Origin of the sequence: Leptospira sanjuanensis, from assembly GCF_022267375.1 — a bacterium.
Taxonomy (GTDB): Bacteria; Spirochaetota; Leptospiria; order Leptospirales; family Leptospiraceae; genus Leptospira; species Leptospira sanjuanensis.
Window position 1 is genome coordinate 54,398 of record NZ_JAIZBH010000001.1, and the last position, 23,312, is coordinate 77,709.

The 23,312-nt window shown below is 43.5% G+C and carries 20 protein-coding genes; 8 read left to right on the forward strand and 12 right to left on the reverse strand.

All coding sequences use genetic code 11. The annotated features are described in order from the left end of the window. Positions 1-5: 5 nt before the first annotated feature. A complete protein-coding gene (locus LFX17_RS00250; RefSeq protein WP_238744574.1) occupies positions 6-1,091 on the reverse strand; it encodes a tetratricopeptide repeat protein in 1,086 nt (361 codons plus the stop codon). Beyond that, positions 1,048-1,947, reverse strand: a complete 900-nt coding sequence (locus LFX17_RS00255) for a tetratricopeptide repeat protein (protein WP_238728320.1) — start codon at positions 1,945-1,947, stop codon at positions 1,048-1,050. The genes LFX17_RS00250 and LFX17_RS00255 overlap by 44 nt, the downstream gene beginning before the upstream one ends. A 106-nt stretch (positions 1,948-2,053) precedes the next feature. On the opposite strand from LFX17_RS00255, the gene mpl36 reads away from it, so the two are divergent. Then, positions 2,054-2,974, forward strand: coding sequence for an RlpA family plasminogen-binding lipoprotein MPL36 (gene mpl36, locus LFX17_RS00260; RefSeq protein ID WP_238744575.1), 921 nt, complete (start codon positions 2,054-2,056; stop codon positions 2,972-2,974). A gap of 61 nt (positions 2,975-3,035) precedes the next feature. Here the strand turns inward: mpl36 and LFX17_RS00265 are convergent, their stop codons facing one another. Beyond that, entirely contained in the window at positions 3,036-3,293 is a 258-nt protein-coding gene (locus LFX17_RS00265) for a hypothetical protein (protein ID WP_238744576.1), read from the reverse strand. A gap of 143 nt (positions 3,294-3,436) precedes the next feature. Continuing rightward, complete coding sequence (gene cysE / locus LFX17_RS00270) at positions 3,437-4,153, reverse strand: serine O-acetyltransferase (RefSeq protein WP_238728323.1); 717 nt, start codon at positions 4,151-4,153, stop codon at positions 3,437-3,439. 95 nt (positions 4,154-4,248) lie between these two features. Here cysE and LFX17_RS00275 point away from each other — a divergent pair, with 95 nt between their 5' ends. Further along, positions 4,249-5,175 carry a site-2 protease family protein gene (locus LFX17_RS00275; protein WP_238728324.1) on the forward strand — a complete coding sequence of 309 codons (927 nt, stop codon included), beginning with the start codon at positions 4,249-4,251 and terminating at the stop codon, positions 5,173-5,175. Continuing rightward, a complete protein-coding gene (locus tag LFX17_RS00280; RefSeq protein WP_238744577.1) occupies positions 5,139-6,554 on the forward strand; it encodes an NHL repeat-containing protein in 1,416 nt (471 codons plus the stop codon). The genes LFX17_RS00275 and LFX17_RS00280 overlap by 37 nt, the downstream gene beginning before the upstream one ends. A gap of 172 nt (positions 6,555-6,726) precedes the next feature. Here LFX17_RS00280 and LFX17_RS00285 read toward each other — a convergent pair whose 3' ends face one another. Next, positions 6,727-8,049, reverse strand: coding sequence for an MATE family efflux transporter (locus LFX17_RS00285; RefSeq protein ID WP_238744578.1), 1,323 nt, complete (start codon positions 8,047-8,049; stop codon positions 6,727-6,729). Beyond that, positions 8,050-9,333, reverse strand: coding sequence for a dicarboxylate/amino acid:cation symporter (locus LFX17_RS00290; protein WP_238744579.1), 1,284 nt, complete (start codon positions 9,331-9,333; stop codon positions 8,050-8,052). 142 nt (positions 9,334-9,475) lie between these two features. Between LFX17_RS00290 and LFX17_RS00295 the strand changes: the two genes are divergently transcribed. The 3 genes from LFX17_RS00295 (at position 9,476) to LFX17_RS00305 (ending at position 16,954) form a co-directional block, all read left to right on the forward strand. After that, positions 9,476-12,658: a SpoIIE family protein phosphatase gene (locus tag LFX17_RS00295; protein ID WP_238744580.1), complete on the forward strand. Its 3,183-nt coding sequence runs from the start codon at positions 9,476-9,478 to the stop codon at positions 12,656-12,658. Beyond that, positions 12,651-13,547, forward strand: coding sequence for a gluzincin family metallopeptidase (locus tag LFX17_RS00300; protein ID WP_238744581.1), 897 nt, complete (start codon positions 12,651-12,653; stop codon positions 13,545-13,547). The genes LFX17_RS00295 and LFX17_RS00300 overlap by 8 nt, the downstream gene beginning before the upstream one ends. Positions 13,548-13,753: 206 nt before the next feature. Then, the gene (locus LFX17_RS00305; RefSeq protein ID WP_238744582.1) at positions 13,754-16,954 is read left to right on the forward strand and encodes a SpoIIE family protein phosphatase; all 3,201 of its coding nucleotides are present in this window, start codon (positions 13,754-13,756) and stop codon (positions 16,952-16,954) included. Between the two features lie 103 nt (positions 16,955-17,057). Here the strand turns inward: LFX17_RS00305 and LFX17_RS00310 are convergent, their stop codons facing one another. The 3 genes from LFX17_RS00310 to LFX17_RS00320 form a co-directional block, all read right to left on the reverse strand. Next, positions 17,058-17,528 (reverse strand): DUF2147 domain-containing protein, encoded by a 471-nt coding sequence (locus LFX17_RS00310; RefSeq protein WP_118954450.1) that lies wholly within the window; start codon positions 17,526-17,528, stop codon positions 17,058-17,060. Between the two features lie 75 nt (positions 17,529-17,603). After that, a complete protein-coding gene (gene dcd, locus LFX17_RS00315) occupies positions 17,604-18,125 on the reverse strand; it encodes a dCTP deaminase (protein ID WP_135778961.1) in 522 nt (173 codons plus the stop codon). Beyond that, entirely contained in the window at positions 18,126-18,908 is a 783-nt protein-coding gene (locus tag LFX17_RS00320) for an enoyl-CoA hydratase-related protein (RefSeq protein ID WP_135778960.1), read from the reverse strand. Between the two features lie 98 nt (positions 18,909-19,006). Between LFX17_RS00320 and LFX17_RS00325 the strand changes: the two genes are divergently transcribed. Then, positions 19,007-19,735: an LIC10067 family putative lipoprotein gene (locus tag LFX17_RS00325; RefSeq protein WP_406600649.1), complete on the forward strand. Its 729-nt coding sequence runs from the start codon at positions 19,007-19,009 to the stop codon at positions 19,733-19,735. A gap of 54 nt (positions 19,736-19,789) precedes the next feature. After that, entirely contained in the window at positions 19,790-19,999 is a 210-nt protein-coding gene (locus tag LFX17_RS00330; RefSeq protein ID WP_118954446.1) for a hypothetical protein, read from the forward strand. 88 nt (positions 20,000-20,087) lie between these two features. On the opposite strand, the gene LFX17_RS00335 is transcribed toward LFX17_RS00330, so the two are convergent. The 3 genes from LFX17_RS00335 to LFX17_RS00345 form a co-directional block, all read right to left on the reverse strand. Continuing rightward, positions 20,088-20,456, reverse strand: coding sequence for a VOC family protein (locus tag LFX17_RS00335; RefSeq protein WP_118954445.1), 369 nt, complete (start codon positions 20,454-20,456; stop codon positions 20,088-20,090). A gap of 110 nt (positions 20,457-20,566) precedes the next feature. Further along, positions 20,567-21,655, reverse strand: coding sequence for a hypothetical protein (locus LFX17_RS00340; protein WP_135778958.1), 1,089 nt, complete (start codon positions 21,653-21,655; stop codon positions 20,567-20,569). Beyond that, positions 21,652-23,295: an NAD(P)-binding protein gene (locus LFX17_RS00345; protein ID WP_238744583.1), complete on the reverse strand. Its 1,644-nt coding sequence runs from the start codon at positions 23,293-23,295 to the stop codon at positions 21,652-21,654. The genes LFX17_RS00340 and LFX17_RS00345 overlap by 4 nt, the downstream gene beginning before the upstream one ends. Between the last annotated feature and the right edge of the window lie 17 nt (positions 23,296-23,312).

The window sequence follows — 23,312 nt, forward strand, 5'->3', positions numbered from 1 at the left end:
TACAGTTAACGCCCCACTTTGATATCTTCGATCGTCTTCTTGCCTGTAGGATTGAGCGTCGGTAAAATGTCTTCTTCCCGAATCTGTAAACCTTTCGCCTGCATTCGTTTGATATAAGGGAGAATCGGATGTAGGTCCGCGTTCGGATTTACGGACAAAAGAATTCGTTTCCAGAGTTCGATAAAGGGAACCGTTTCCTTTTCCGATTCGGGAGATTTTCGAATCCACTCCAAGGCCTCGGAGTAATTTCGTTTTTCGTAATATGCTTTCGCGATATAATAATTCAAATCGGGGATTTTGTCGTCCGTCGAATAAAGATTCATTGCGAACATCAGAAGATCGTCCCACTTTTCCAAGTCGTGCGCGAGCAACACCATCGACGCCCGCGCGTTTTTGTGATACGGATTGATCTGGAGAATTCTTTCCAAATAGTAGTACGCTTTTTCGAAGTCCTGTTTTTCCAGAAAATAGTTACTCAATTCTTCCCAAGAAACGACTTCCATACCCGGAATCTTGGATTGAACGTCGAGCAGCAAAACCGTTTCTTCCCTTCTGTTTTGCGAATTCAAAAGTTTACGAAATTGTTGAATCTGATCTTTTTTCGCGGATTTCAAATAAAAAGCGATTTCCTCTTTTGCAAGATCGTATTCGTCGATCAGATAATGCATGCGGATCAAGTTGGAAAAACAAATCGGGTTGTGTTCGGAAAGTTTCAGACATTCTTTCCACGAGGCTTCCGCGTCGTCCAAAAGGGAATTCTTCGCTAAAAGAACGCCGATATTGTTTTTATCTTCCGCGGTGGTCCCCTTTCCGCGAAGACCTCTGACTTTCCAAATGGAAGAAATCGTTTCTAGTTCGGTCTGAGAAAATTCGGATGAATTCAAATATAAAAAGGAAGGATCGGTTTCCAATACTTCCGCTTCGCGGATCGGATAAATACAAAATTGAAAAAGAGACGCGAGTAATAAGATCGATAGAAGTTCGAACCGCAGAAACGGAAGTCTTCTTTTTTTAAGCGGAGAGTTTCGTTTTTGTGGAACCGTTCGATCAGCCTTCCTGGGCACCGGATTCTTCCAATTGTTTTTGAGCATAGAGCATGTACTTGAGAGCGCGTTCTTTATCGCCATGGAACAAATACATGAGCGAAAGATCAAGTGCATCCTGCGGATTCGGAGGCGCGAAGTCTTCCGGATTTTCTTTGCTCATCTCGAATTTGGAACGGAATTCATCGAGTTTGTTTTTCGTAAGTTTTTCCAGAGAATCGAAAAAAGCGGCTTCTTCCGGATTCTTCTTCGCTTCTTCGATCGCGTCTGAAAATCGAGTAAATCCTTTCGACTGCGAAGTCGCTTGTTTGAGAATTTCAAAGGATTGTTTGAAGTTTCCCAAGCGGGTATGAACTTCCGAAATCAACACCTGCATTCTCGAATCGCCCGGATAGAGTTTGTTCACCTTCTCCGCCGTTTCCAAACATTCTTTCCAGCGCTCCTTTTCAAAGTATAAGGTAGCGAGCGCGGTCAACGCCATTCGATTGTTCGCATCGAGTCGAATCGCGTTCGTAAGATAGAGTTCGGTTTTATCATCCTTTTCGAGCTGGCGATAACAATACGCGAGAAGGATATGCGACTTTAAAAATCGCTTTTCGATTTCGAGGGATTTCTTAAGGGATCGAACGGCGGTTTCTATTTCCCCGGTTCGATAAAGTTCCACTCCGATATTGTAATAGAGTTCGGGAGTTTTTCCGATATCGAGAGCCTTTTGATAGACTTCGATCGCCTTTTTGGAATTCCCTTGTTTGGAATAAAGGGCGCCGAGATTGAGATACGATTTTTGATACTTCGGCTGAGCCTGGATCAGACTTTCGTAAAGCTGAATCGCTTCCGGCTGCTTTCCCTGCTTTTCCAAGGCCAACGCCTGATTGAAGATTTTGCTGATATCTGTCCCGGTCATAAAACAACTATCGGTCGGATTTCGAACTGGGGCGACCGAAAAAGTTGTAATGGAATTTTTCGATTCGGCCGATTGGATAAAGGAATCACTAGGACCCGAGGGAAACATGAAACAAATAGCAATCTTAGTTGCCCTGATTATTTTTACGTCTTGCGCATCCGTCGAATCGAAACGAAGCGTCAGCGCTTCCGGAGATCCGTCCGAGATCTTTTTTGAAAAAGAGATCGCTCCTATGGATAGAGAATCCGGTTCATCCGCTTCTTCCCAAAAGCCGGGACGCAGATCTTTCGAAGAAGAGCTGAACGTTGAAAAATACGCCAAGGCTCAACCTCCTGAAAAATCCAACAGTTCCGGAGGAGACTTCGACGAAATCGGAATGTCTTCCTGGTACGGCGCGAAATTTCACGGGAAGCCGACCGCAAGCGGAGAGAAGTTCGACAAAACGAAACTTACCGCAGCGCATCCGACTCTTCCCTTGGGTTCCATAATTCGCGTTCAGAATTTGGAAAACCAAAAAGAAGTTCTCGTTCGTGTGAACGATCGAGGGCCTTTCGTAAAAGATAGAATCATCGATCTTTCCGAAAAAGCGGCTGACACTCTGGAATTCAAAGACGTGGGACTTGCAAAAGTAGGAATCAAAGTCGTAAAACGTGGAGGAGCCGCGGGTGACGAATCCGAAGAACTCGAAAACAACGATGACGAGGATGCTCTGTTAGGCGATGAAGGTAAACCTGAAAAACTTCAACCGCAAAAATCGGATTATCCGAACAAACCGGTTGCGGGTGGAAAATACATCAAAGGTTCTCCGAAAGGTTATACCGTGCAAGTGGGAGTTTTCCGCGATCAAACGAGAGCGGAAGCGTACAAAGCAAGCCTCGGACAAGAATACGGAGAAAAGACGTTCGTATTTACAAGAGACGGTTTGTTCGTGATTCAGTTGGGTGATTTCGGCACCAGAACGGGCGCCGAATCTCTGAAATCGAAATTAAAAACGGACGGGATCGACTGCTTTATTCCAAAAAAGTAATCGTTTCTTTTCGATAAAAGTTCCCTCGCAAAGAAAGCCCCGTTTTACGGGGCTTTTCGCTTTAACGGTGCGCGCGGCAACTATCCTGCTTCATTCTTCCTCTGCAGATTTCTTTTGCCGTTTCCAAAACCGCAAAGCCGCAGGTGTTCAAACTCGGATCCACGCAACCGGGAATCGCCAAAAGCAGAACCGGAAAACATTTATCGAATTCTTCGATGTCCTTTGAACAGATTTGTTCGTTCGAGACCACCAGATTGCAATTGAGAATTCCGATTGTACCGATCCATACGATCAAAATGGAAAGAATTCGTTTTTTCATCCCAATAGAAGAAAACGTTCTTTTGAAAAATCAATTCCGAAACAGGGAATCGATCGGGTTTGGAAATCGGTTTTCGGAATTTTGCGATTCTGTTATCAAATAAAGACGGAGAGGTGCTCGTAGTTCCGACTCAACAAGGTCGTTTAAATTCCGCCGCCGTGGATGAACTCGTCCAGAATCTCTTCCAGATTGTCCTTTTCCTTTTTTAACGGGCTGTGATGACGACCGTCTTTGTTTAAATCGTGAATCTCTTTCTGAAGAGTTTCGATTCGTTCGAGAAGGATGGAAAATACTTTTGCGACCGGATCGGGAATTTCATTGTGATCCAGCATGTGTTCGCCTTCTTCTCCGATCGGCATTTTGGAACGTACGACTTTTGCCGGAATTCCGACCACGGTCGTGTCGTGCGGAACGTCTCGCATCACCACGGAACCTGCACCGACTCGAACATTTTTTCCGATGGTGATATTCCCGAGAATTTTCGCTCCCGCTCCGACGACCACGTTTTCCAGCAAGGAAGGGTGACGTTTCCCGGATTCTTTTCCGGTTCCTCCTAAGGTCACGCCTTGGTAAATCAAACATCCTTTTGCTATCGTCGCAGTCTCTCCGATCACGACGCCGTGACCGTGATCGATCATGATTCCGTTCGCGATCTGTGCCCCCGGATGAATGTCGATTCCGGTGATGAATCTGGAAAAAGTATTGATCATCCTTGGAATTAAAGGAAGTTTTATCCGATAAAGAAAATGAGCGAGCTTATGAAACCAAAGCGCGTGCAAACCCGGATAGCAGAGTATGATTTCCAAATACGACTTAGCGGCTGGATCATACTTCTTGATAAATTTAATGTTTTCGAACAACTGTCAATCTCCGGTCTTCGCCAAACTAATATAAAAGGCTAAAAATTCGCCGTACCATGTAAAGAGGATTCTTTCCGATAAGAATAGAATAACGATTGAAACAATCTCGATTTTCAACACACGTCATCTTGTTCGTCCTTACCTTTCTGACTCTCACGTTTCAAAGTGAATTTTTTGAAATTCCCTTTCTATCGGTTCAGTATTTAAAAGAATTATTTTTTCTTAGACTTCCGTATTCCCTTTCTTTGATTATAATTCTTTTAGCGCATGAGATGGGACATTTTTTAGCGGCGCGATATTACGGCGTTAAAGCGACTTGGCCGTATTTTATCCCGGTTCCATTCGCGCCGATCGGAACGATGGGAGCGGTGATTCGAATTCTCGAGCCGATTCGAAATAAAAAACAACTTTTCGACATCGGAATTTGGGGACCGTTGATGAGTTTGATCCTTTCGGTTCCTTGTTACGTTTTAGGAATTTACTGGTCTTCTCTGGTTCCGATGGACACCGTACGAGGGAATCCGGGAATCATTTCCTTCGGAGAATCTTTCTTCACGATCTTTATCAATCAGTTAATCTTAGGACCGTTTGATCCCGCGGTTCAAGACGTTTGGATTCATCCGTTGGCGCAGGCGGGTTGGGTCGGATTGCTTGTGACTGCGATCAACCTTCTCCCCTTTGGACAACTCGACGGTGGTCACGTGATTTATTCCATTTTTGGCGAAAAATATCGGAATTGGATTTATTATCTTTTTACGGGGTTTTTGCTTTTATGTTTTTGGAATTTTTCCTGGTTACTGTGGGGTTTCCTGATTTATTTCATCATAAAAGTAGAACACCCTTTTGTCCCTGACCCGGTGGTTCCCTTGGATCGAGTTCGAAAGATCGGCGGCCTTTTGATTTTGTTCGCGCTGATTTTCATTTTTGTGCCTTCTCCCATCCAACTAGGAACTGATATAAACAGACCCGGTCTTGCAGAGGAGCTATGGATTTCACTCAAGTCAGTTTTTTCAGGTATTTAGTTGCGTTCGTATTTTTCATTTCGACCCCGATTTTTTCCCAAGATCAGGAAATTAAACTTACAGAGAACGCTTACGGTTTTACGTACGACGGAACGAATTTCTGGTACATCGATTCCACACATCGATCCTTGTATCGAGTTGATCCTTCGGGAAGACAAGAATCGTTTTCCCTGAACATTCCGTTTTTGACCGGGATCAATTTTGATCCGCGTGAAGGGAGAATTTTCGTCGGTGCGAGAAAGCTCGTTTTGAAAGTGGAGCCGAACACCGGCGGAGTTACGGAAAGAATTCCGGTTCCGATCGAAAAGATCGGAGGAATTGCAAGTCAGGATTCGCTATTATACATTCTCGATCAGGAGAATGGAAAGATTTCCATCTTAGATAAAGCTACCGGTAAGTTGATCGGAGGTTTTTTAACCGACCGCGCGCAACCGAGGGATTTGGCTTTTGCAAGAGATTCGATTTGGGTCTCCGATTCTTCGGACGGTAACATTTATCGATATAACCCGAACAACGGATCCATTACCGGGTCGATCAAAACTCCTTCCAAGGAAATCCGCGGAATGGTTTTTTTGGGAAGCCGAATCTTCGTGGTCGATCGCACCGGAAAAGAAGTGAGAAAAGTTTCGTTCGTCGAAACCGATCGATTTATCGCTTCGGGTGAAACGACTCATACGATGAAAGTTCGCATAACGTTTTCGTTAAACGAACTCTCGATCGCCGGAGGTTCTCTCGGAATTTTTCAACCTCCGACGACGGAACATCAAAGAATTCGAAATTTAAAGATGACTACGCCCGGATTCAAACAGGATTTTATCGGAAACGGAAGGGCGTTCGTAAAGGTATTGGGTGTGGACGACGTCAAAGGAAAACAAACCTTAGAATATTCTTTCGAAGCGAGAACGCAGAATATTCGTTATTACGTGACGGACGACTTTTTGGAAAAGAAGGAAAGAATCGGAGACGATCTTAAACCTTTCCTAAAGGGTGAACCTCTCGAGGTTCAAAAGAATTCGTATTATGTGGATAAGATCTTCGACGCGCGATTGTTCCGCAGCACCATACCTTCTTTAAAAAAGAGTCTTTTGGATTCCGGAGTTCCTGTTCGTTCCCAATATACGGCGACGATCTCCGGACAGAATTCGGTTTCCTTTAAGGATACGATAGACGTTTATATTCCGGGTTTCGGTTGGGCTCCCGTGCAAGCGGTAAAACCCGCATCGGACGAATCTTCCCGCGTGTTTAAGAAAGGAGAAGAAAGCATCGACTTATTTCGCGCGGAAAACTGGGACGAAATTCAATCTCCGATTTTCTACAAGAGCCGGAATTCGGAAGAATGGAAGAATCTTCCGGCCGAGATTCAAGTTATTTTAGAGTAAGCGAGAGAATTCGCAAATTTTTTTGATCGGAGATCCAGATTTCTTTCAAATAGAAAATTATGATCTTTGTCGGAACAATGAAGTATTTAGCCGTCGTTAACTCATGTGGGAACTCATACGAAAACGGAGCGAATCGAATTTTACGGAGAGTTCAAAATCTCGTCGAAGAGACTTAATTTGTAGGATCTCCCACCCTTTGAAAAAACTTGCGCGCTTGTAAGAAAAGGGTCATGCTTCTTCCGATCATAAGCAGTACAAGGGAAAGCCAAAGAAGATGATTGTCCTTCTGGATTTTTCCGAGATACGCCATCGGAAAAAAGAACAACGCCGTACTGATCAACATGGAGTTGCGGAGAATTCTTCCTTGCGTAAGTCCGATAAAAAAACCGTCTAGGATGAAAGCGATCGCTCCGATTTCCAAAACGGGCAACAACCAAATTCGATATTCGTTTAATAAAACTCGGACCGATTCGCTTTTGGTGATTAAACCGAACGTAAAATTCGGAAATATAAAAAGAACCGCGAGAAAGATCGAAGTGAAGAAAATACTATTATAAAGCGCGAGATACAAAAGTTCCTTCAACAATTTCCAATTCTTTTCTCCGTAGATATTTCCGGCGAGACTTTCGGTCGCGAACGCCGCTCCGTCCACCAAATACGCGCTTACTAAAATCAACTGAAGAAGAATCGTGTTAGCCGCTAAAATTTCGGTTCCTGCTTCCGAGCTGAAATTACGAAACAAACTGAACGTAAGAATCAGAAACAAGGTCCGTAAAAAAATGTCTTTGTTGAGATGGAGTAGGGAAGAAAATCCGTGCATCGACAACAAACCTTTGTCGCGTAACAAAGAAATTTTTAATTCCGGGAGAATTCTCAATTCTCTCAAAAATAAAACGGTAAATACGGCCAACATCCCGAATTGACTGATGCTCGTAGCGAGTCCCGCTCCGTATGCTTCCCATCCTAAAAACAAAATAAACCAAACGTCGAGAGCAACATTGATTCCGTTTCCGATGATGGTAGCGATCAGAACATAAGAACTTTTTTCTCTTCCTAAAAACCAACCGGTAAAAACGTAATTGCAAAGAACGGCGATCGAACCCGGAATTCTTGAATCGAAATACGAAAGACCGGCCTCCTTTACGTTCGGACTTCCTTCTAAAATTCGAAATCCGAATTCCCGTATCCAAGGAGAAAACAAAAGGATCAAGAACCCGAAAAAAAAAGCCAATACGATCGAACGGGCGAGAATAAAAAGGGATTCTTTTTCATTCTTTTCTCCGGAGGCTTGCGCCGTTAGACCGGTGGTTCCCATTCTTAAAAAACCGAACATCCAAAAGATAAAATCAAAAAGGATCCCCGAAAGCGCAGCTCCGGCCATAAAGATATGAGTATCAAGATTTCCTAATATGGCTGTGTCCGCGAGGCCGGTTAGCGGAACGGTGATATTCGCAAGAATGTTGTAAAATGTAAGTCGGTAAAATCTGAATTTCAATCAGCTCAGCCTGTCCATAACGCAAGAAGCCGTAATATCGCCGGTGACGTTGATCGTAGTTCTGCACATATCCAGAAATCGATCCACGCCTAAAATGATTCCGATTCCCTCGGTCGGAATTCCCATTCCTGTAAGAATCGTGGCTAAGATCACGATTCCGATTCCGGGCGTGCTCGGTGTTCCGATCGACGCACCGACCGTTGCAAACAAAAGGAAGATCAATTGCGTGGGGGCTAAATCGATTCCATAATACTGGGCTAAAAAGATCGTCGCCACCGCTTGATAAAGGGCCGTCCCATCCATGTTGATCGTAGCTCCGACCGGTATGATGAATTCGGCGATGTTCTTTTTGACTTTTAAATTTTCCGTAGCGGTTTGGATCGAGACCGGCATTACGGCAGCCGAACTAGAAGTGGAAAACGCGAGCAACTGCAATCCTGCGATTTTGGAAAAGAATTCGATCGGATTTCTTCTGGCCAAGAAGATGAGAATGATCGAGTAAACGCCGATCACACAAAGAAGTCCGAGAAGAACCGTGCTCATATAAACGCCGAGCGTAATCAGAAGTTCTGTGCCGATCGAAGAAATTGCTTTTGCCATCAATCCGAAAACAGCAAACGGAGTTAGAGTCATCGCCCAGTTGACGATTTTCATGCTGATCTGAAAAACCGAATTCAAAAGTTCTAAGATCGGTTTTGAAAGTTCTTTCGATACGGAAAGGATGGCGATTCCGATGAGAATGGAAAAGACGATGACGTTTAACATTTCTCCCTGAGTAATCGATAAAAACGGATTCTTCGGGAAAAAGGACATGAATAATTCCGGGTATTTGTCCAAAGCGGGAATCTCCGTTGCTGCGGGTACCTTTGCGGTCAGAGCATTCTTAATTTGAATCGTCGATTTTCCCGGCTTCAACCAAAGCGCCAACGAACTTCCGATGGCGACCGCAATGAAAGTTGTCAGAACAAAATAAATTAAGGTTCTAATTCCGAGTTTTTTAACGTTCTCGATGTTTTCAGCCGAACAAATTCCGAGAATAATAGAAGAGAAGATCAAAGGAATCATGATCATCTGCAAAAGGCTGATGAAGATGAGTCCCGGTATAACAAGCCACGCAGTAGTAAGTTGAGCGACATCCCTTTCGACTAAGGATAAATCAGATCCTAAGAGGATACCGGTAACGATTCCGGCAAACATCCCAAATAGGATTTTCAACCAGAGTTTTTCTTTCAGAAGCCCAAGAATCTTTCGATTGAGGGAATTTAGTTTCTCAAAAACCGGCATATTGGAAAACTCTTTTGATTCCTTATTTTTTCTATTGATTTTTAGTTTTGGTATGAATTATTGAAACCGTTTTCAAGATTTTTTGAACGATGCCGTGCTTTTTCGAACGATATAAAGAATTAGAAAGACGGACCTGGAGATTATGGGATTAGATTTTCTGAGATCAGATTTGATTCTGTTCAACTATTATTCTTTTGGCAGTCTTTTAGTAACGATTACCACCTTCTTCCTTGCCGTTTTTTTTATTAGTTTAAAAAGAAAGACGGTCGCGACGTATCATCTCGGGATCGCCTTTTTCGTGTTCGGTCTTTTCGAGATCGGATACTTTATGGCCGCGTTTTACTATCATCCGATTGCGGCATATCACAGATGGTTGACGGGATGTTTGATTCTTCCCGCGGTGACTCATTTTACCCAGTTTTTTATCCGTTATCCGAGCAACTCGAATAAGAAGCTCGGTTTCTGGATGATGATCTTTCAGCACATTTTAGGGTTCATCGTCGCTTGCATCTTTATCTACATGACGTACATCTCGGAGAAGATTTACCACTTCACCGCGCATCATTGGGATTTCAACGCGCTGATCTCTAGCAAATATCTGGCTTTTATGATCGCATTCTACTGCGTCATTGCATTTATCATCGTCCCTGCTTGGAGGATCGTCACCGATAAGGAAAAAAAGAGATTCGCAATCTTCCTGTTTGCCCTCGGGTTTATGATCGCGGCTTTTTATCCGAATATCGCTAACGTATTGAGTCGAGACGGTCTGATGGAACGGTCCACTTACATGACCTCGAACGTTATTTTCTTTATCGCCGCGTTTTCGGTCGTCGTCATCGTCTTTATCAACAACAGTACCGAAAGAACCACATTCATGGTTAAGATCGTGGGAATCACGTTATTCACGATTTGTTTGATCATGCAGTCCCTCGTATTTATTTCCAACCAGGATAAGGAATCCGAATACGATAGCCTTCATATCGTCAACAGCGAACGCGTTTTGGAAAGCGGTAAGATCAACAACGAAGTAGAATACACGCTTCGATACGATGAAAAAACGGGAGAATTGATTACGACCGATTACAACTCGAAATACGGTTTGGATCTTCCGCTCGTAAAAGTGGATCTTCAGAATACTCTGATCTACGAGGAAATTGCGGCTCTCAGAGAAGATAATTTTCGCGAGAACCTCAAAGCGATTCTTGATTCATCGCCGGAATACTTTGCCGGTTACAAAGACGCGATCTATAAGTTCGTTAAGGAAAATTCTTCCTTAAGTTCTAAGGATTTAAAAAAAGCGCTTCTAAAACATGCAGAAAAGCTAAACAAAGACGCCTTTGTTAATACGAACAAACTTCAGGGTATCAATCCGAATTCTTTTTGCGAAGAAGGAAAATCCTATCTCGAAAAAAATAAGGATCTGGAATCCTTCAAAAACGGAATTCTGAAAAACTTAGAAGGATGTTCTTGGAAGGGAAAAGAAGTTTCCGGTAAGGAACTGAAAGCCGAATTCCTAAAATACTTCAGTTTGTTCAAACCCGCGGAAACCAGACACTACAGAAGAAGCCTGGACGGACTTGGGCATCACGTTGCGTTTATGAAATACATCCCTGCAAAAAAGCAGGTAGTCGAACTCGGATTTTCGTATAAAAAATATCGCGAATTCATGCACCCGACCTCGGTGAAGCAGACGATCATTTTGTTTGCGGTGATTTTTGTAGTACTCGTCTTATTTCCGTTATTCTTTAAAAGCAGTCTCGTCGATCCGTTGAACAATTTGTTATCCGGGGTGGAAAAGGTAAACAAAGGGGATCTTGATGTGGAGGTTCCTGTTAAGGTTCGCGACGAAATCGGATTCTTAGCCGATTCGTTCAACTCGATGGTTTCTTCGATCAAACAAGCGAGAAGAGAACTCCAGGACTACGCCGAAAACCTAGAAGAAAAGGTGAAAGAAAGAACTCAGGAAGTTCAGGAAAAAATGGAAGAGGTCCAAAGGCTGAAGGTTCAGCAGGACGGGGATTACTTCCTTACTTCCCTTTTGGCAAAACCGCTTTTTTACAACGCGAACAAATCGAAGCTCGTTCACACCGAATTCACGTTAAAGCAAAAGAAACAATTCGAGTTTCGCGGAAAACATTCGGACCTTGGCGGGGACATTTGTGTTACCGGAAATCTCCGTTTAGGAACTCAAGAAAGTTATAAACGTTATACGATGGCGATGAACGGAGACGCGATGGGTAAGTCCATGCAGGGCGCCGGCGGGGCTCTTGTTATGGGGGTAGTCATGAACTCCATCATGGCTCGCTCGGCGGCAAACAATAGGATTCTTAACAAGACTCCTTCCGAATGGTTGAGCGAAGTTTATCAGGAAATTCATTCCGTATTCAAGTCGTTTAACGGAAGTATGGTGATTTCGGCGGTGGTATTCCTGATCGAGGAAGAAACCGGAAAATGTTTTTATTTCAATGCGGAACACCCTTTTAGCGTTCTTTATCGCGACGGAAAAGCCAGCTTTTTGGAAGAAGGTCTTCAGCTCAGAAAACTCGGTTTGGATTCGGAGTTCGATTTTGAGGTGAGAACTTTCGAACTCAAAAAAGGCGACGTCCTGATTCTCGGATCGGACGGTCGCGACGATATCGATTTAACTCCGGAAGAAACTGTAAGAACGATCAACGAAGATGAAAACTTATTCTTAAGAAACGTGGAAAAGGGAAAAGGCGTCCTCGAAGACATCGAAAGCGAAATCCGAAAATACGGAGAATTGACGGACGACCTTTCCTTGTTGAAGATCGAATTCCAAGTAGAAAAGAAAAAAGACGAACTGGATGAAATGTTCACCGGCGGTGATCGCATCGAGGTCGCTCTTAATCCGGACGTGATCTACGAAGACGCGAAACAACTTTACAAAGCCGGTAAAGTGGAACAGGCTCTGGAACTTCTCAAGACCGGTTATACGCACGATACCGCAAATCAAAAGATAAACAAACTTCTCGGTCTTTTGAGTTTTAAAGGAAAAGATTATACGACCGCGATCGAAGTTTTAAGCAACTATCTGAAAACCGATCCGGGACTTCACGAGTATTGGTTCTATTTATCGATCGCGAATAAGAAAGTCGGAAAATACGAACAAGCATTGCAAGCGAGTTTGAAATTGAGGGACATTCAACCGGAGAATCTTTCCAACCTCGTAAATCTTTCCGATATATATCGACTTACGGATCAATTCGATCTCGCGGAAGAAGTGGCTCGAAAGCTGATGCATCTTGATCCGGGCAATCAAAACGGGGAAAGACTTCTCAAACTCATCGAAAGAGATCGTGCGTAAGTTCTTAGTCGGGTTTTTACTTCTTTTCTCGTTCGGTATCTATTCGGATAAAAGCGCTGCCGCGTGGGTTCGGAGAATTCCTCTGAACCGCGGGGAACTCGTTTTGGAAATACGAAATTCTTCCCAGGATAAGGAATGGAACGAGTTTGCCTATCGAAAGACCGGCGATCTTTTTCGGGCGCTCGAATCGTATTCGGGAATTTCCTTTCATGAAGCGAGCGCTTCCGTGTTCGAAGGTCAAAAGGCCTCCGAAAAATATAAGGTGCTTTTGGTCGTTCAGGATCAGGTCGTATTAAACGGAACCCGGGTCGGCGGTTACAACAATATCTCCGGCGATTTAGGACCTTCTCGCGGGATTTTTATGGAACCCGATCTTTCTCCCGCCGGTTACCCCGCTTTGCTATTTCATGAACTCGGCCATTTTTATTTTTCGAACATTCCTTGGTTGAGCGAGGGTTTGGTTTCCTTTTTACCTTTCGTTCTTTATAAAGAAAAGAAGATCAATCTTACCAAAGACGAGTTAATCTCGATTGCGGAAGAATGGAGTTCGGAAGAAGGGCTGCAAGGCGGAAAGGATTTCCCGTTGGACCCCGACTTTCGAGAAAAAAATCCGGCTGCGACCCCGACCTTTTACAACAAGGCGCTGAAGATTCAATATATTCTTTATAAAGAATTGGGTCCGGCCGGTTACCGGGATTTTGTCAAAAAATTAGTGTTCGAGAATTCCCCCAAAACAACGGGAGAAGTGATTCTAATCCTAAAGTCGATCCGGGATAAAAATTGGTCCAGCCTGCTTAGAGGGTGGGTAACGCGCGGACCATACGAAGTTTATACTTGGAAAACCTTCCAAAAAGAATCGATCCTGGGCGCTTTCGTGCAACTCCCTTGAAAACGAACGCTTGTTCCATTTAATTTTTCCTTCTTCCTCGAAACGCTCGCAGAAAGCCGACGGATCATTCCGTTAAATCGAACTAATCCTATTTTATCATTGAAAAGAAGCTTCGTACCAATAGAGTAACGTCTGTTCGGAAAAAATAGAAATCGGTTCGAATTGAATCGCCGAGAGATTTTTTAAAAGAAAAGGTTTGTAAGACTATGGGCGAAACAGGATCCATTTGGGACAATATACTTCTCAATTATTATTCGTTTGGAAGTTTGTTATCGTTTTTAACAGCCATCCTTATTTCCGGGGTTTTTCTTTTTATCGATAAGAAAGTATCGAGCACTAAACATCTCGCGCTTGGCGCGTTTTTGCTCGGTGTTTTTCAGTTCGGTTATGTTTTTGCAGCGGTTCTTTATCATCCGTTTGCAGCGTATCACCGCTGGATTACGGCGGGCTTAATTCTTCCGGCGATTCTCCATATCGGACAGTTCGTCGCACGTTATCCTGAAAACGATTTTCCGAGATTCAACTTCATCACAACGATCGTGTTGTGGGTCGTCGCCGCTTTGTCCGTAGGCTACTTCTGTTTTTCCACTTGGAACGCTTCGGTTAAATATCACTTCACGGCGCATCATTGGGATTTTAACGCGGAAAACGTAAGTCGTACGATTGCAATTATCATCTTTACGTATGTGTTCATCAACTTCGTCGCGATTCCTATCTGGAGAATGACGTTGCTCAAAGGTAAAACGAGATGGATCATCTTCGGGTTTATGATGTCCTTTTTGATCGGTGGAACCGTTCCGGTCGTCGCCAACCTTTTGAGCCGAGACGGTTATATCGAAAGATCGATTTATCTTACTTCGATCGTTCTTTTGTTTATGGCGGCTTTCTTTATCATTCTTATTTTATATCTGAACTTTTCCGTAGAAAAAACTTCGTTCATGTTGAAAATCGTCGGAATCACTTTCGTTACGGTTCTCATCATCATGCAAGCGCTCGTCTACATCTCCAACCAGGACAAAGAATCAGAGTACGACACTCTGAGTCAGATTCATATGGAAAGAGCGTTGGAAGGAGGTGCGATCGAAGAAGGAATTTCGTACGTAATCCGATGGAATAAAAATAAGAATACGTTCGATCGCGATAAATACGATCCGAAGATCCATCCCGATCAAGAACAGCTTGAGATCGATTTCAAGAACACGCTTTTATACGAGGAGATATTCGGTCTTCAACCGCAAGGATTTCGCGAATCCTTAATGAAACTCGTGAATCATTCCCACGAGAATTTCGGAGGATATAAGTATTCCATCATCAACTTTTTAAAAGATCATCCCGAGTTGGAAGACACGGCTTTGAAAACCGCATTGAACAAAGAGCTATCAAGACTCGGCCTTCACGTATTCGTCGCCTCCAATAAGCTAGATAATATTTTTGCGGAGGATTTCTGCGCGAAAGGAAGAAGTTATCTGGACGGCGCAAAAGAAGTGAAGATGTTCCGCATCTCCTTGGAATATCGATGGAACTTTTGTAAATGGGACGGCAAAGCGGTAACTCCTGCAAAGTTAAAGGAAGAAGTTTTGAATTACTTCCGTCCGTTCGTACCATCTCTTACGAGATATTATCGTAAGAAGGATGTGGACAACCACAGCCAGCATTATATCGGTTTTATCAAATACGATCGTGAAAACGATACGGTAAACGAGGTCGGCTTTTCCTATAGGGCTTACCGCGAATTTATGCACCCGACCGCGTTGAAACAAATCATCGTATTGGGCGTCGTGATCGTAGTGATCATTCTTCTTTTTCCGTTGTTCTTTAGAGGAAGTCTCGTTTCGCCTCTGAACGATTTGCTGAGCGGCGTAGAAAAGGTAAACGACGGAAGTCTGGAAGTTCAGGTGCCGATCCGCGTTAAAGACGAGATCGGATTTTTAGCGGATTCGTTTAACAACATGGTTTCCTCGATTCGAGACGCGAGAAAAGAACTCCAAGATTACGCGGAACACCTCGCGACAAAAGTCCGTTTAAGGACGGAGGAATTGTCCGAAAAAATCGACGAATTCCAAAAACTGAAGATTCAACAGGACGGGGATTATTTCTTAACATCCCTGCTTGCAAAACCTTTGAACTACAATGCAAGCAAGTCTTCTCGCATCTCCACTCAGTTTCTTCTGAGACAAAAAAAGCAGTTCGAGTTTAAGGGAAAGCGCGCCGATCTCGGGGGAGATATTTGCGTTACCGGAAATCTCCGTTTAGGAACTCCGTCCGATTTTAAACGATACGTCTTTGCGATGAACGGGGATGCGATGGGTAAGTCCATGCAGGGAGCGGGAGGTTCTCTTGTAATGGGGGTCGTTATCAATTCGATTTTGGCTCGATCCGCGGCTGACAATCGAATTCTTGATATGTCTCCGGAACAATGGTTAACCGAAACATACGAAGAAGTAAACGCGGTCTTTAAGTCGTTTAACGGGAGTATGGTGATTTCCGGGTCGTTTTTTCTCATCGAAGAAGAATCGGGAAAATGTTTTTATTTCAATGCGGAACATCCATTTACCGTTCTGTATCGGGATGGCCGCGCTACGTTTTTGGATTCTTCCTTAACACTGCGTAAAATAGGATTAGAGTCGGAGTATCCTTTCAAAGTTTTTAATACGACTTTGCGAAAGGGGGACGTATTGATCGTCGGTTCGGATGGAAAGGACGATTTGGATCTTACTCCCGATAAGGACACTCGATCAATCAACGAAGACGAGACTCTCTTTCTCAAAACGGTTGAGTTAGGTAAAGGAGATCTCGATAAGATCGAGCATTTGATTTACAAAAACGGGGAAATCACGGACGATCTTTCACTCTTAAGAATCGAATTCGGAATTCTTCAAACGGAGCAAACACGAGGATCGTCGCTCGATGCGGATCATTCGATAGCGGCATCCCTAAACGAAGAGCCGAACGATTGGAGCATCTCGTATTCCCACGCGCGCCAGTTGTATAAGGATGGAAACGTAAAAGAAGCGATCGACGAACTTGCGGATCTTTATTCGAAAACACCGGAAGATTCTAAGGTTATAAAATTACTCGGCCTTTTGAGTTTTAAGGATAAGGATTACGTTAAAGCCGTTGAGATCTTAGGAAAGTATCTCGAACTCGATCCGGAATTGAGCGAGTATTGGTATTATCTTTCCGTAGCGAATAAGAAATTGGGAAGACTTCCTGAAGCGATTTCGGCTTCCGAAAGAGTGATCGCCAAACAGCCGGATAACGCGAATAACTTGGTCAATCTTTCCGATTTATATCGAATGCAACAGGATTACACGACGGCGAAAGAGTTTGCAATCAAAGCCTTGGACTTGGATCCACAGAATGAAAACGCGAAGAAGATTTTAAAGAAGATTGAAAATCACGTTTGAGGAAAGAGAATCTCTCCGTTTGTTTTGATCGGAGAGATTCTAATTTTCAGGTTTGCAACAAAGGATCTTTTTTATTTCCTCTGATTGGTGAGAAGGGAAGGAATTATTTTACTCGAGTCCAAGTGGATTCTTTTCCGATCATCATGAAGCCGACTTTGTATCCGCCTTTGAGATCGAGAGTATCCGCGTTTCTTAAAGTAAGTCTTCCATCGTAAGTTTTACCACCTTTCGGATCGTAAACTCTTCCGCCGGTCCAAACTTGTTCACCTTCATAGGAGAAGCCGGTAAGGAACACAAGTCCCAAAGTAGGGCGTGTGCGAAGACTTTCGTCCTTATTATGAATGTCCAATTTTGGAGTCCCCGGAGTTCCCTCGGTGCTTCCCGCAGGATAAAGGGGCTCTTTCAACCATACGATTTTTCCGCAAATTTTCGCTCCGCATTTGTGTAAGTCTACTTGCGCGTCTTTTTCTTTGTTCCACCATTTTCCAAGAATTGCATCGTCCTCTCCGGCAAATGCAGGCGCGGAAATAAATGCGAACGCAAGAAAAATTGCGACCGTTTTAAACTTCATCATTCCATACTCCAAAAAGTGTTTTGAGGTCAAAATTCTCGAAAGAATGCGAAGAAAGTCAACAAAAAAGAAAGAATTCTATTTCTCGAAGTCTTTATATAACATCGAAGGCTGGATACCCTGATTCGCTTGGTATTTACCTGATGTGTATTCCGTTATTTGTCCTTCAAGAGTGTGATAAAAAATCTGACAAACTTCCACGCCCGGATAAACGATGAGAGGTTGAATGACGGAAATTTCCAAAGTCCAAAATCCTTTGAATCCAACATCGCCGAATCCCGCAGTAACGTGAACGAGCATTCCCAATCTTCCGATCGAGGATCTTCCTTCGAGCATCGGTACTAAGTTATGCGTCTCCGTAAATTCCAAGGTTCTTCCCAGATACAATACTCCGGGTTTTAAAAGAAGACCGGTTTCAGGGATGATGAGCTTTTCCGACGGGTTCGGTTTTTTCATATCCAAAGGAACTTCCGTATAAACAAGAAGTTCTTCGTGGAGTCTTAGATTGTAAGAATTCGGATTGAGTTGTTTTTCGGAATAGGGAGTGATTACGATATCTTGACCGATTCGTTTTTGAATTTCTTTTCCTGTAAGAATCATTTATTTTCCTTTAAAAATCGGTTTTCGTTTTTCTTGAAACGCTTTCAAAGCTTCCAACCGATCTTCCGTCTTTAAGGTTTCGTCGTAGTATTTCTTTTCGGTTTTGAGAGCCGTTTGTATATCCTGACCATAACCTTCCGCGATTGCTTTCTTTGCAAGCTGAAGTGCGATAGGCGCAGAATGAGATGCGATTTCTTCCGCTAACATTTTCGCCGCGGGTAAAGAAGAATCGTGCCAGATCGAATTTGCAAGTCCGTAGTTCAATGCTGTTTCCGCGTCGATCGTTTTACCTGTAAAGATCATCTCCTTTGCTTTGGAGATTCCGATTCTGCGAGGAAGTCTTTGCGTTCCTCCTCCGCCCGGAATAATTCCCAAACGTGTTTCCGTAAGTCCGATTCGGATATCGTTTTTGAGAAGAATGAAATCGCAACACAATGCAAGTTCAAGACCTCCGCCGAACGCGTCTCCGTCAAGAGCCGCTACTGTGGGATAAGGAAAATTTTCCAGTTCCAAAAAACAATTTTTCAGATCTTCTAAAAAGCGAGTTACTTCTTTGGGAGCCATCGTCGCTCGTTCCTTGAGGTCCGCTCCTGCGCAAAAGGAAGGTCCGATTCCTCCAAGAACCAAAGCGCGAACCGATTTTTCGTTTTTCGCTTTTAAAATCGATTGATGAAGTGTGGAAAGAAGTTCTTTACTGATTGCGTTTCTTTTTTCGGGTCGGTTTAAAAGAAGAACCGCGATTTCTTGTTCGGTGGAATAAATTACTGTGCTGGATTCGCTCATTTCAATGCACCATTTTCTAGGCAGAATAATTCTTGCCGAAACCTTTTTGTTCCGATAAACTAGATGCCCGTCGTAAATTTTTCAAGCCAAGTAAGGTTATGTTACATAAATCGAGAAAAATTTTCCTAACTCTTCTGCTCTTATCCTTCTTCTTTCAATGTAAAGAAAGCGATTCCAACAACGATTTATTTACCGGACTCGGCTTGGGAAGTCCCGTGATTACTTCGATCGATCCGCCTTCCGGATCTCCTCCGCAGACGGACGGGGTTTCTTATACGGGAACTCAGATTACGATCAAGGGAAGAAATTTTGCTCCGAGCTCCGCGGAGACGCTCGTAAAATTCAACGGACTTTCCGGTACGATTTTTTCAGTGACTACGACGGAAATCATTACCACCGTTCCGTCGGGAACTACAGCCGGATTTTTGACCGTCGCCAAAACGGACGGATTCTGTGATACGGTGTACGGAACCGACGGATACAATTGTTCGGCGAGACGGTTCTACGTGGATTGTTACAAAGCCTACTCGAATATCTACGGCGATGAAACTGCGGTGAATTATCCCGATTCACAAACCATTAAATTTACGGATGATTATTCCACAAAAGCGTTCCGATCCAATCTCCGAGAAACGGGCGGGACGATTCTTACCTTTGAATGCGATAACTTAGTCGCCGTGAAATATTTTACGACCAGTTGTACAACCGTCGACGTAGGAACGCTCGCGGCTCCGGTATACAACCCTACGATCAATTTTGCGGACAATTATGCCGTTCAATATTTCATAACGACGGGAAAGGGAAGTTGTAAGATCGGATTTCAATAAAAAATGTTTGGTTTTTTTAGGTAAATCTGTTAGAGTTCGACTAGGAGTTGTATCATGAAGGTAGTTTCCTCCGTTCAGCTTGGGCTTCCGGAAAAAGGAGTCAAAGATACAAGAAAAATCCCAAAAGAAGAGGGGATGATTCACGTCGAGCCTTATGAAAATAAACAGGCTAACGTTTCGGACAAAAGAGCCTTTGCAGTCGAGGCCGGTCAAAACGGGGATTTCTACAAGGTTAAGGGTACATTTATCGATAAGGTAGGCTGAATCGGAGGAGAATGATTCAGAGCTTTAAAGAATAAAAAAGCCTCTCAAAGAGAGGCTTTTTTGTGTACGAAGATTGTTTCGGTTAAAATCAATCTTTATAACTGATTTCTAAAACGTTTCCTGCTGGATCCAGGAAGTGTAAGAATTCTCCGCCGCTATTGGTTTCCGGTCCGCGAACGATGGAGATTTTATTCTCTTCGAGCTCCGCGATTGCTTCGGTAAAATCATCCACATCCAAAACAAAACTTAGCACCGGAATTTTGTTTTCTCCGAGGGAATTTTTGAAACCGGAAATTTTCTGAAGTCTGATATTGATCGAATCGAGTCCCATTACGACGTATTCGCCGGACTTTTCGTCCACCGATTCGAAATCGAATATATCAGAATAAAACTTGGCAGAGGCTTCCGGGTTCTCCGCAGGTATTAAGAAATAGTCGATTCCTTCAACGATAATCATGGATCAATTCCTGTTTAACTTTTTCGTCATTATGGAAGGAAAACCTGGATTGTCTATTTAAAAACGAAAACCCATTCCGAATGTGTTGGAAATTCAAAACAAAGCGTTTATCAGCTCTTGTCCGGAATCTCAAAAAAGTGAAACAACCTCGGGTTGGGCTTTCCGATCTTCCAAAGATACGCATCCAAAACGTAATGGGTAAATTGAGGTAGAAATAGTAAGGAAACCAAAAGTGCGGAAGCGATTTCGGGAAGCTCGAAAGAATAGAAACTCGAATTCTTAAAAATCTGAGAATGGTCTTTCCATATAAAACTGTCCCAAGTCCATTCCTCGACGAACGCAAATACGAACAGAACGCACACAAAACATACAAGAATCCTAATCCACGATCCAGTTCTGAAAATTTCCAATTTGATTTCGGAAGGATTCCGCGCCGTGTAATAGAAAAGTAAGAATAAATACGGAACTCCGTGATTGATTACGTTCGTAACCGTAAAAGAAAAGTCGGAATTGAAATAAACGATCCCGAAATACCATACGATCCATGTGTTCAAAACAAGAAGAATCTTCCCAGATGGAAACGAACGTTCCTTTATAAAAAGAAATCCATGGGCGAGGAGATAAATACCGAGCCAAACAAACTGAAACCAAAGCAGAGCGTTAGCGACATTCGGCAAAGGATAGATCAGAAAGTCTCCGTCCATAAACCAGGAGAATTCCCGCTTTTGATCCGTTAGGTGCCAGTATACGATCGGAATTCCGCCCATTAAATAGATCGTAACTTTATCGATCCAAAACGGGATTTGTTTTGAATCCGTTTTTTTCCGATAAAGAGCCATGAACCCGAACTGCTGCCGTATAAAGTGGAAGACCGCGATATAACTCATCACTCTCCAAAACCAAATCATTCCGAACGAATACAGAAACACGGAAAACAAAAAACATACGATCGGAACCGTTATCAGAAGAGTTTTCTTTTCCTTCCATTCTTCTTCGTTGAAATAGGATCGAAACAAAGTCGAGTAAACATGGGCCACGTCGATCAATAGAACCGTGCAAAACCAAATCCACGGATCGACTTCGGAAGGAATGATATTCAATATATTGAATATGAATAAGAGTGCGACCGACGCGATTCCCGGAAGAAGAATAAACGCGAGGTCTAAAGACGGTTTAAAAATCCATCCTCTCGGATTCATAGCCTCTGTTCTCCGAGAACTTTAAAGGCGGCATTGTGTCCTCTGACGAGAGCTTCTTCAAAGATGGAAATTCCGCTGAGATCCGAATGTGCAAAGTGAAGATTCGGATACGAGACGGAAAGCTTTTCCCTTCTTCCGCCCCAGATCAAGCCCGGAACCGGACGAATCATTGCGTGTGCATAAGTCATGATATCGATGTTTTGAATTCTCTTTTCGATATCCGGGTGCGCTTTTTTTAAATCGAAGAGAATCGATTCTTTCCAATCGGACCAAGAGGTCCGCATCATTTTTTTTCGGGTCGCGAGCGTGTCCGCGGCTCCGAAGGCCTGGTAATACGTTAAAACGGATTCTTCCCTTCCTGCGCGTAAATCTTGATGCGTGGATACGATGTATCCTAAAGAAGGACTTTGATAGATGACGTTATCCCAACACGGAGGAATTCCTTTTCCCGCTGGAATTTTGTCTACGCTTAGATTGGCGACCAGCCAAGGGGAATACGTAAGTCCTTCGGCGATGCCCGTTTTCTCTCCGAGAATATATTTCCGTGTGAAGGAAGGCAGCGCATACACGATCGAATCGCAAAGGAGAAGTTTCTGTTCCCCGCTTACGGGTGAATATGTCTGAACCGCCAAATTCGCTTCTTTCGAAAAGTTCGGTATCACCTTTTCGACCAGAGTTTCGGTTTGAATCTTCGATCGAATCGGAGCTCGTAACTTCTCCGTTAAAAATCCGTTCCCTTCCGGCCAGGTTAGAAGAGTAAGATCTTCCCCGTTTGCGTCTACGGGTCGGGAACAAAAATAATGCAGGCCGATCCAAGCGGAAACCGTTTCCATCGAACCGCCGAAATCGTCTCGAACGGAATAATCCAGAAACCAGAACAATTCTTTCGTTTGAAATCCTTGTTCCTTGATATATTCAAAAAAATGAATCGTATCCAACTTAAGGATTTCAGGATCTCGCGATGAAAGATCGATCGGAATCGAAAACGCCTTTTTTCCGTCTCTTCCGATTTTGGATCTCCAGCCTTGAATGAACTTTTTGAATTTCCTCTCTTCGTTAGCGGCGGACGAGTCCGGAGAACCGCTTGGAAAAAGACCTTCGTTCCATCTTCCTTGATGGAAAATTCTTTCTTCCGGATCGAAACAAAGATATCGCTCGTCATAAATCGGTTTGCCCTGCTTGTCTCTGCCGATCATGATTCGATTTTCTTCCAAAAATTTTCGGACAAGAATCGCTTCTTCTCCGGGTTGAGGAAGATAATGCGCGCCCCAAGGATAAGATCCGATTCGATTCGTTCCCGATCTTGAGTTTCCTCCGCTTTCGTTTTCCAACTCGAGAATTTTGAAATCGTTAAAGCCTGCTTTGTGAAGATAATAACCCGCGCTGAGTCCGGCGATTCCTCCGCCTAAAATCAGCACCTTCGTTTTTTCGGAAGTTGCGAGATGGATATTCGAAGAAGGGACGGCATCTTTGTTGTTTCGAATTCGATGCGCCGCGTTTCCGTTCGGACCCACGATCGTTCCCGTGATTCTATGTCTGAATTTTAGGAACCAAGCTCCGCCCGCGAGCGCGGAAATACAAAGACCCAAAACGGTGAGAAAGGATTTTCTAGAAATGGATTTGGAATCTTCTTCTTGCATCGTTGTTGAGAAGAATG

Bases quoted from the DNA above. Each gene is read 5' to 3' on its own strand.
- LFX17_RS00250 (WP_238744574.1), bottom strand. From the start codon at position 1,091: ATGCTCAAAAACAATTGGAAGAATCCGGTGCCCAGGAAGGCTGATCGA.
- mpl36 (WP_238744575.1), top strand. From the start codon at position 2,054: ATGAAACAAATAGCAATCTTAGTTGCCCTGATTATTTTTACGTCTTGC.
- LFX17_RS00265 (WP_238744576.1), bottom strand. From the start codon at position 3,293: ATGAAAAAACGAATTCTTTCCATTTTGATCGTATGGATCGGTACAATC.
- LFX17_RS00280 (WP_238744577.1), top strand. From the start codon at position 5,139: ATGGATTTCACTCAAGTCAGTTTTTTCAGGTATTTAGTTGCGTTCGTA.
- LFX17_RS00325 (WP_406600649.1), top strand. From the start codon at position 19,007: ATGTTACATAAATCGAGAAAAATTTTCCTAACTCTTCTGCTCTTATCC.
- LFX17_RS00295 (WP_238744580.1), top strand. From the start codon at position 9,476: ATGGGATTAGATTTTCTGAGATCAGATTTGATTCTGTTCAACTATTAT.
- LFX17_RS00335 (WP_118954445.1), bottom strand. From the start codon at position 20,456: ATGATTATCGTTGAAGGAATCGACTATTTCTTAATACCTGCGGAGAAC.
- LFX17_RS00305 (WP_238744582.1), top strand. From the start codon at position 13,754: ATGGGCGAAACAGGATCCATTTGGGACAATATACTTCTCAATTATTAT.
- LFX17_RS00290 (WP_238744579.1), bottom strand. From the start codon at position 9,333: ATGCCGGTTTTTGAGAAACTAAATTCCCTCAATCGAAAGATTCTTGGG.
- dcd (WP_135778961.1), bottom strand. From the start codon at position 18,125: ATGATTCTTACAGGAAAAGAAATTCAAAAACGAATCGGTCAAGATATC.
- LFX17_RS00340 (WP_135778958.1), bottom strand. From the start codon at position 21,655: ATGAATCCGAGAGGATGGATTTTTAAACCGTCTTTAGACCTCGCGTTT.
- LFX17_RS00310 (WP_118954450.1), bottom strand. From the start codon at position 17,528: ATGATGAAGTTTAAAACGGTCGCAATTTTTCTTGCGTTCGCATTTATT.
- LFX17_RS00345 (WP_238744583.1), bottom strand. From the start codon at position 23,295: ATGCAAGAAGAAGATTCCAAATCCATTTCTAGAAAATCCTTTCTCACC.
- LFX17_RS00255 (WP_238728320.1), bottom strand. From the start codon at position 1,947: ATGACCGGGACAGATATCAGCAAAATCTTCAATCAGGCGTTGGCCTTG.
- LFX17_RS00320 (WP_135778960.1), bottom strand. From the start codon at position 18,908: ATGAGCGAATCCAGCACAGTAATTTATTCCACCGAACAAGAAATCGCG.
- LFX17_RS00330 (WP_118954446.1), top strand. From the start codon at position 19,790: ATGAAGGTAGTTTCCTCCGTTCAGCTTGGGCTTCCGGAAAAAGGAGTC.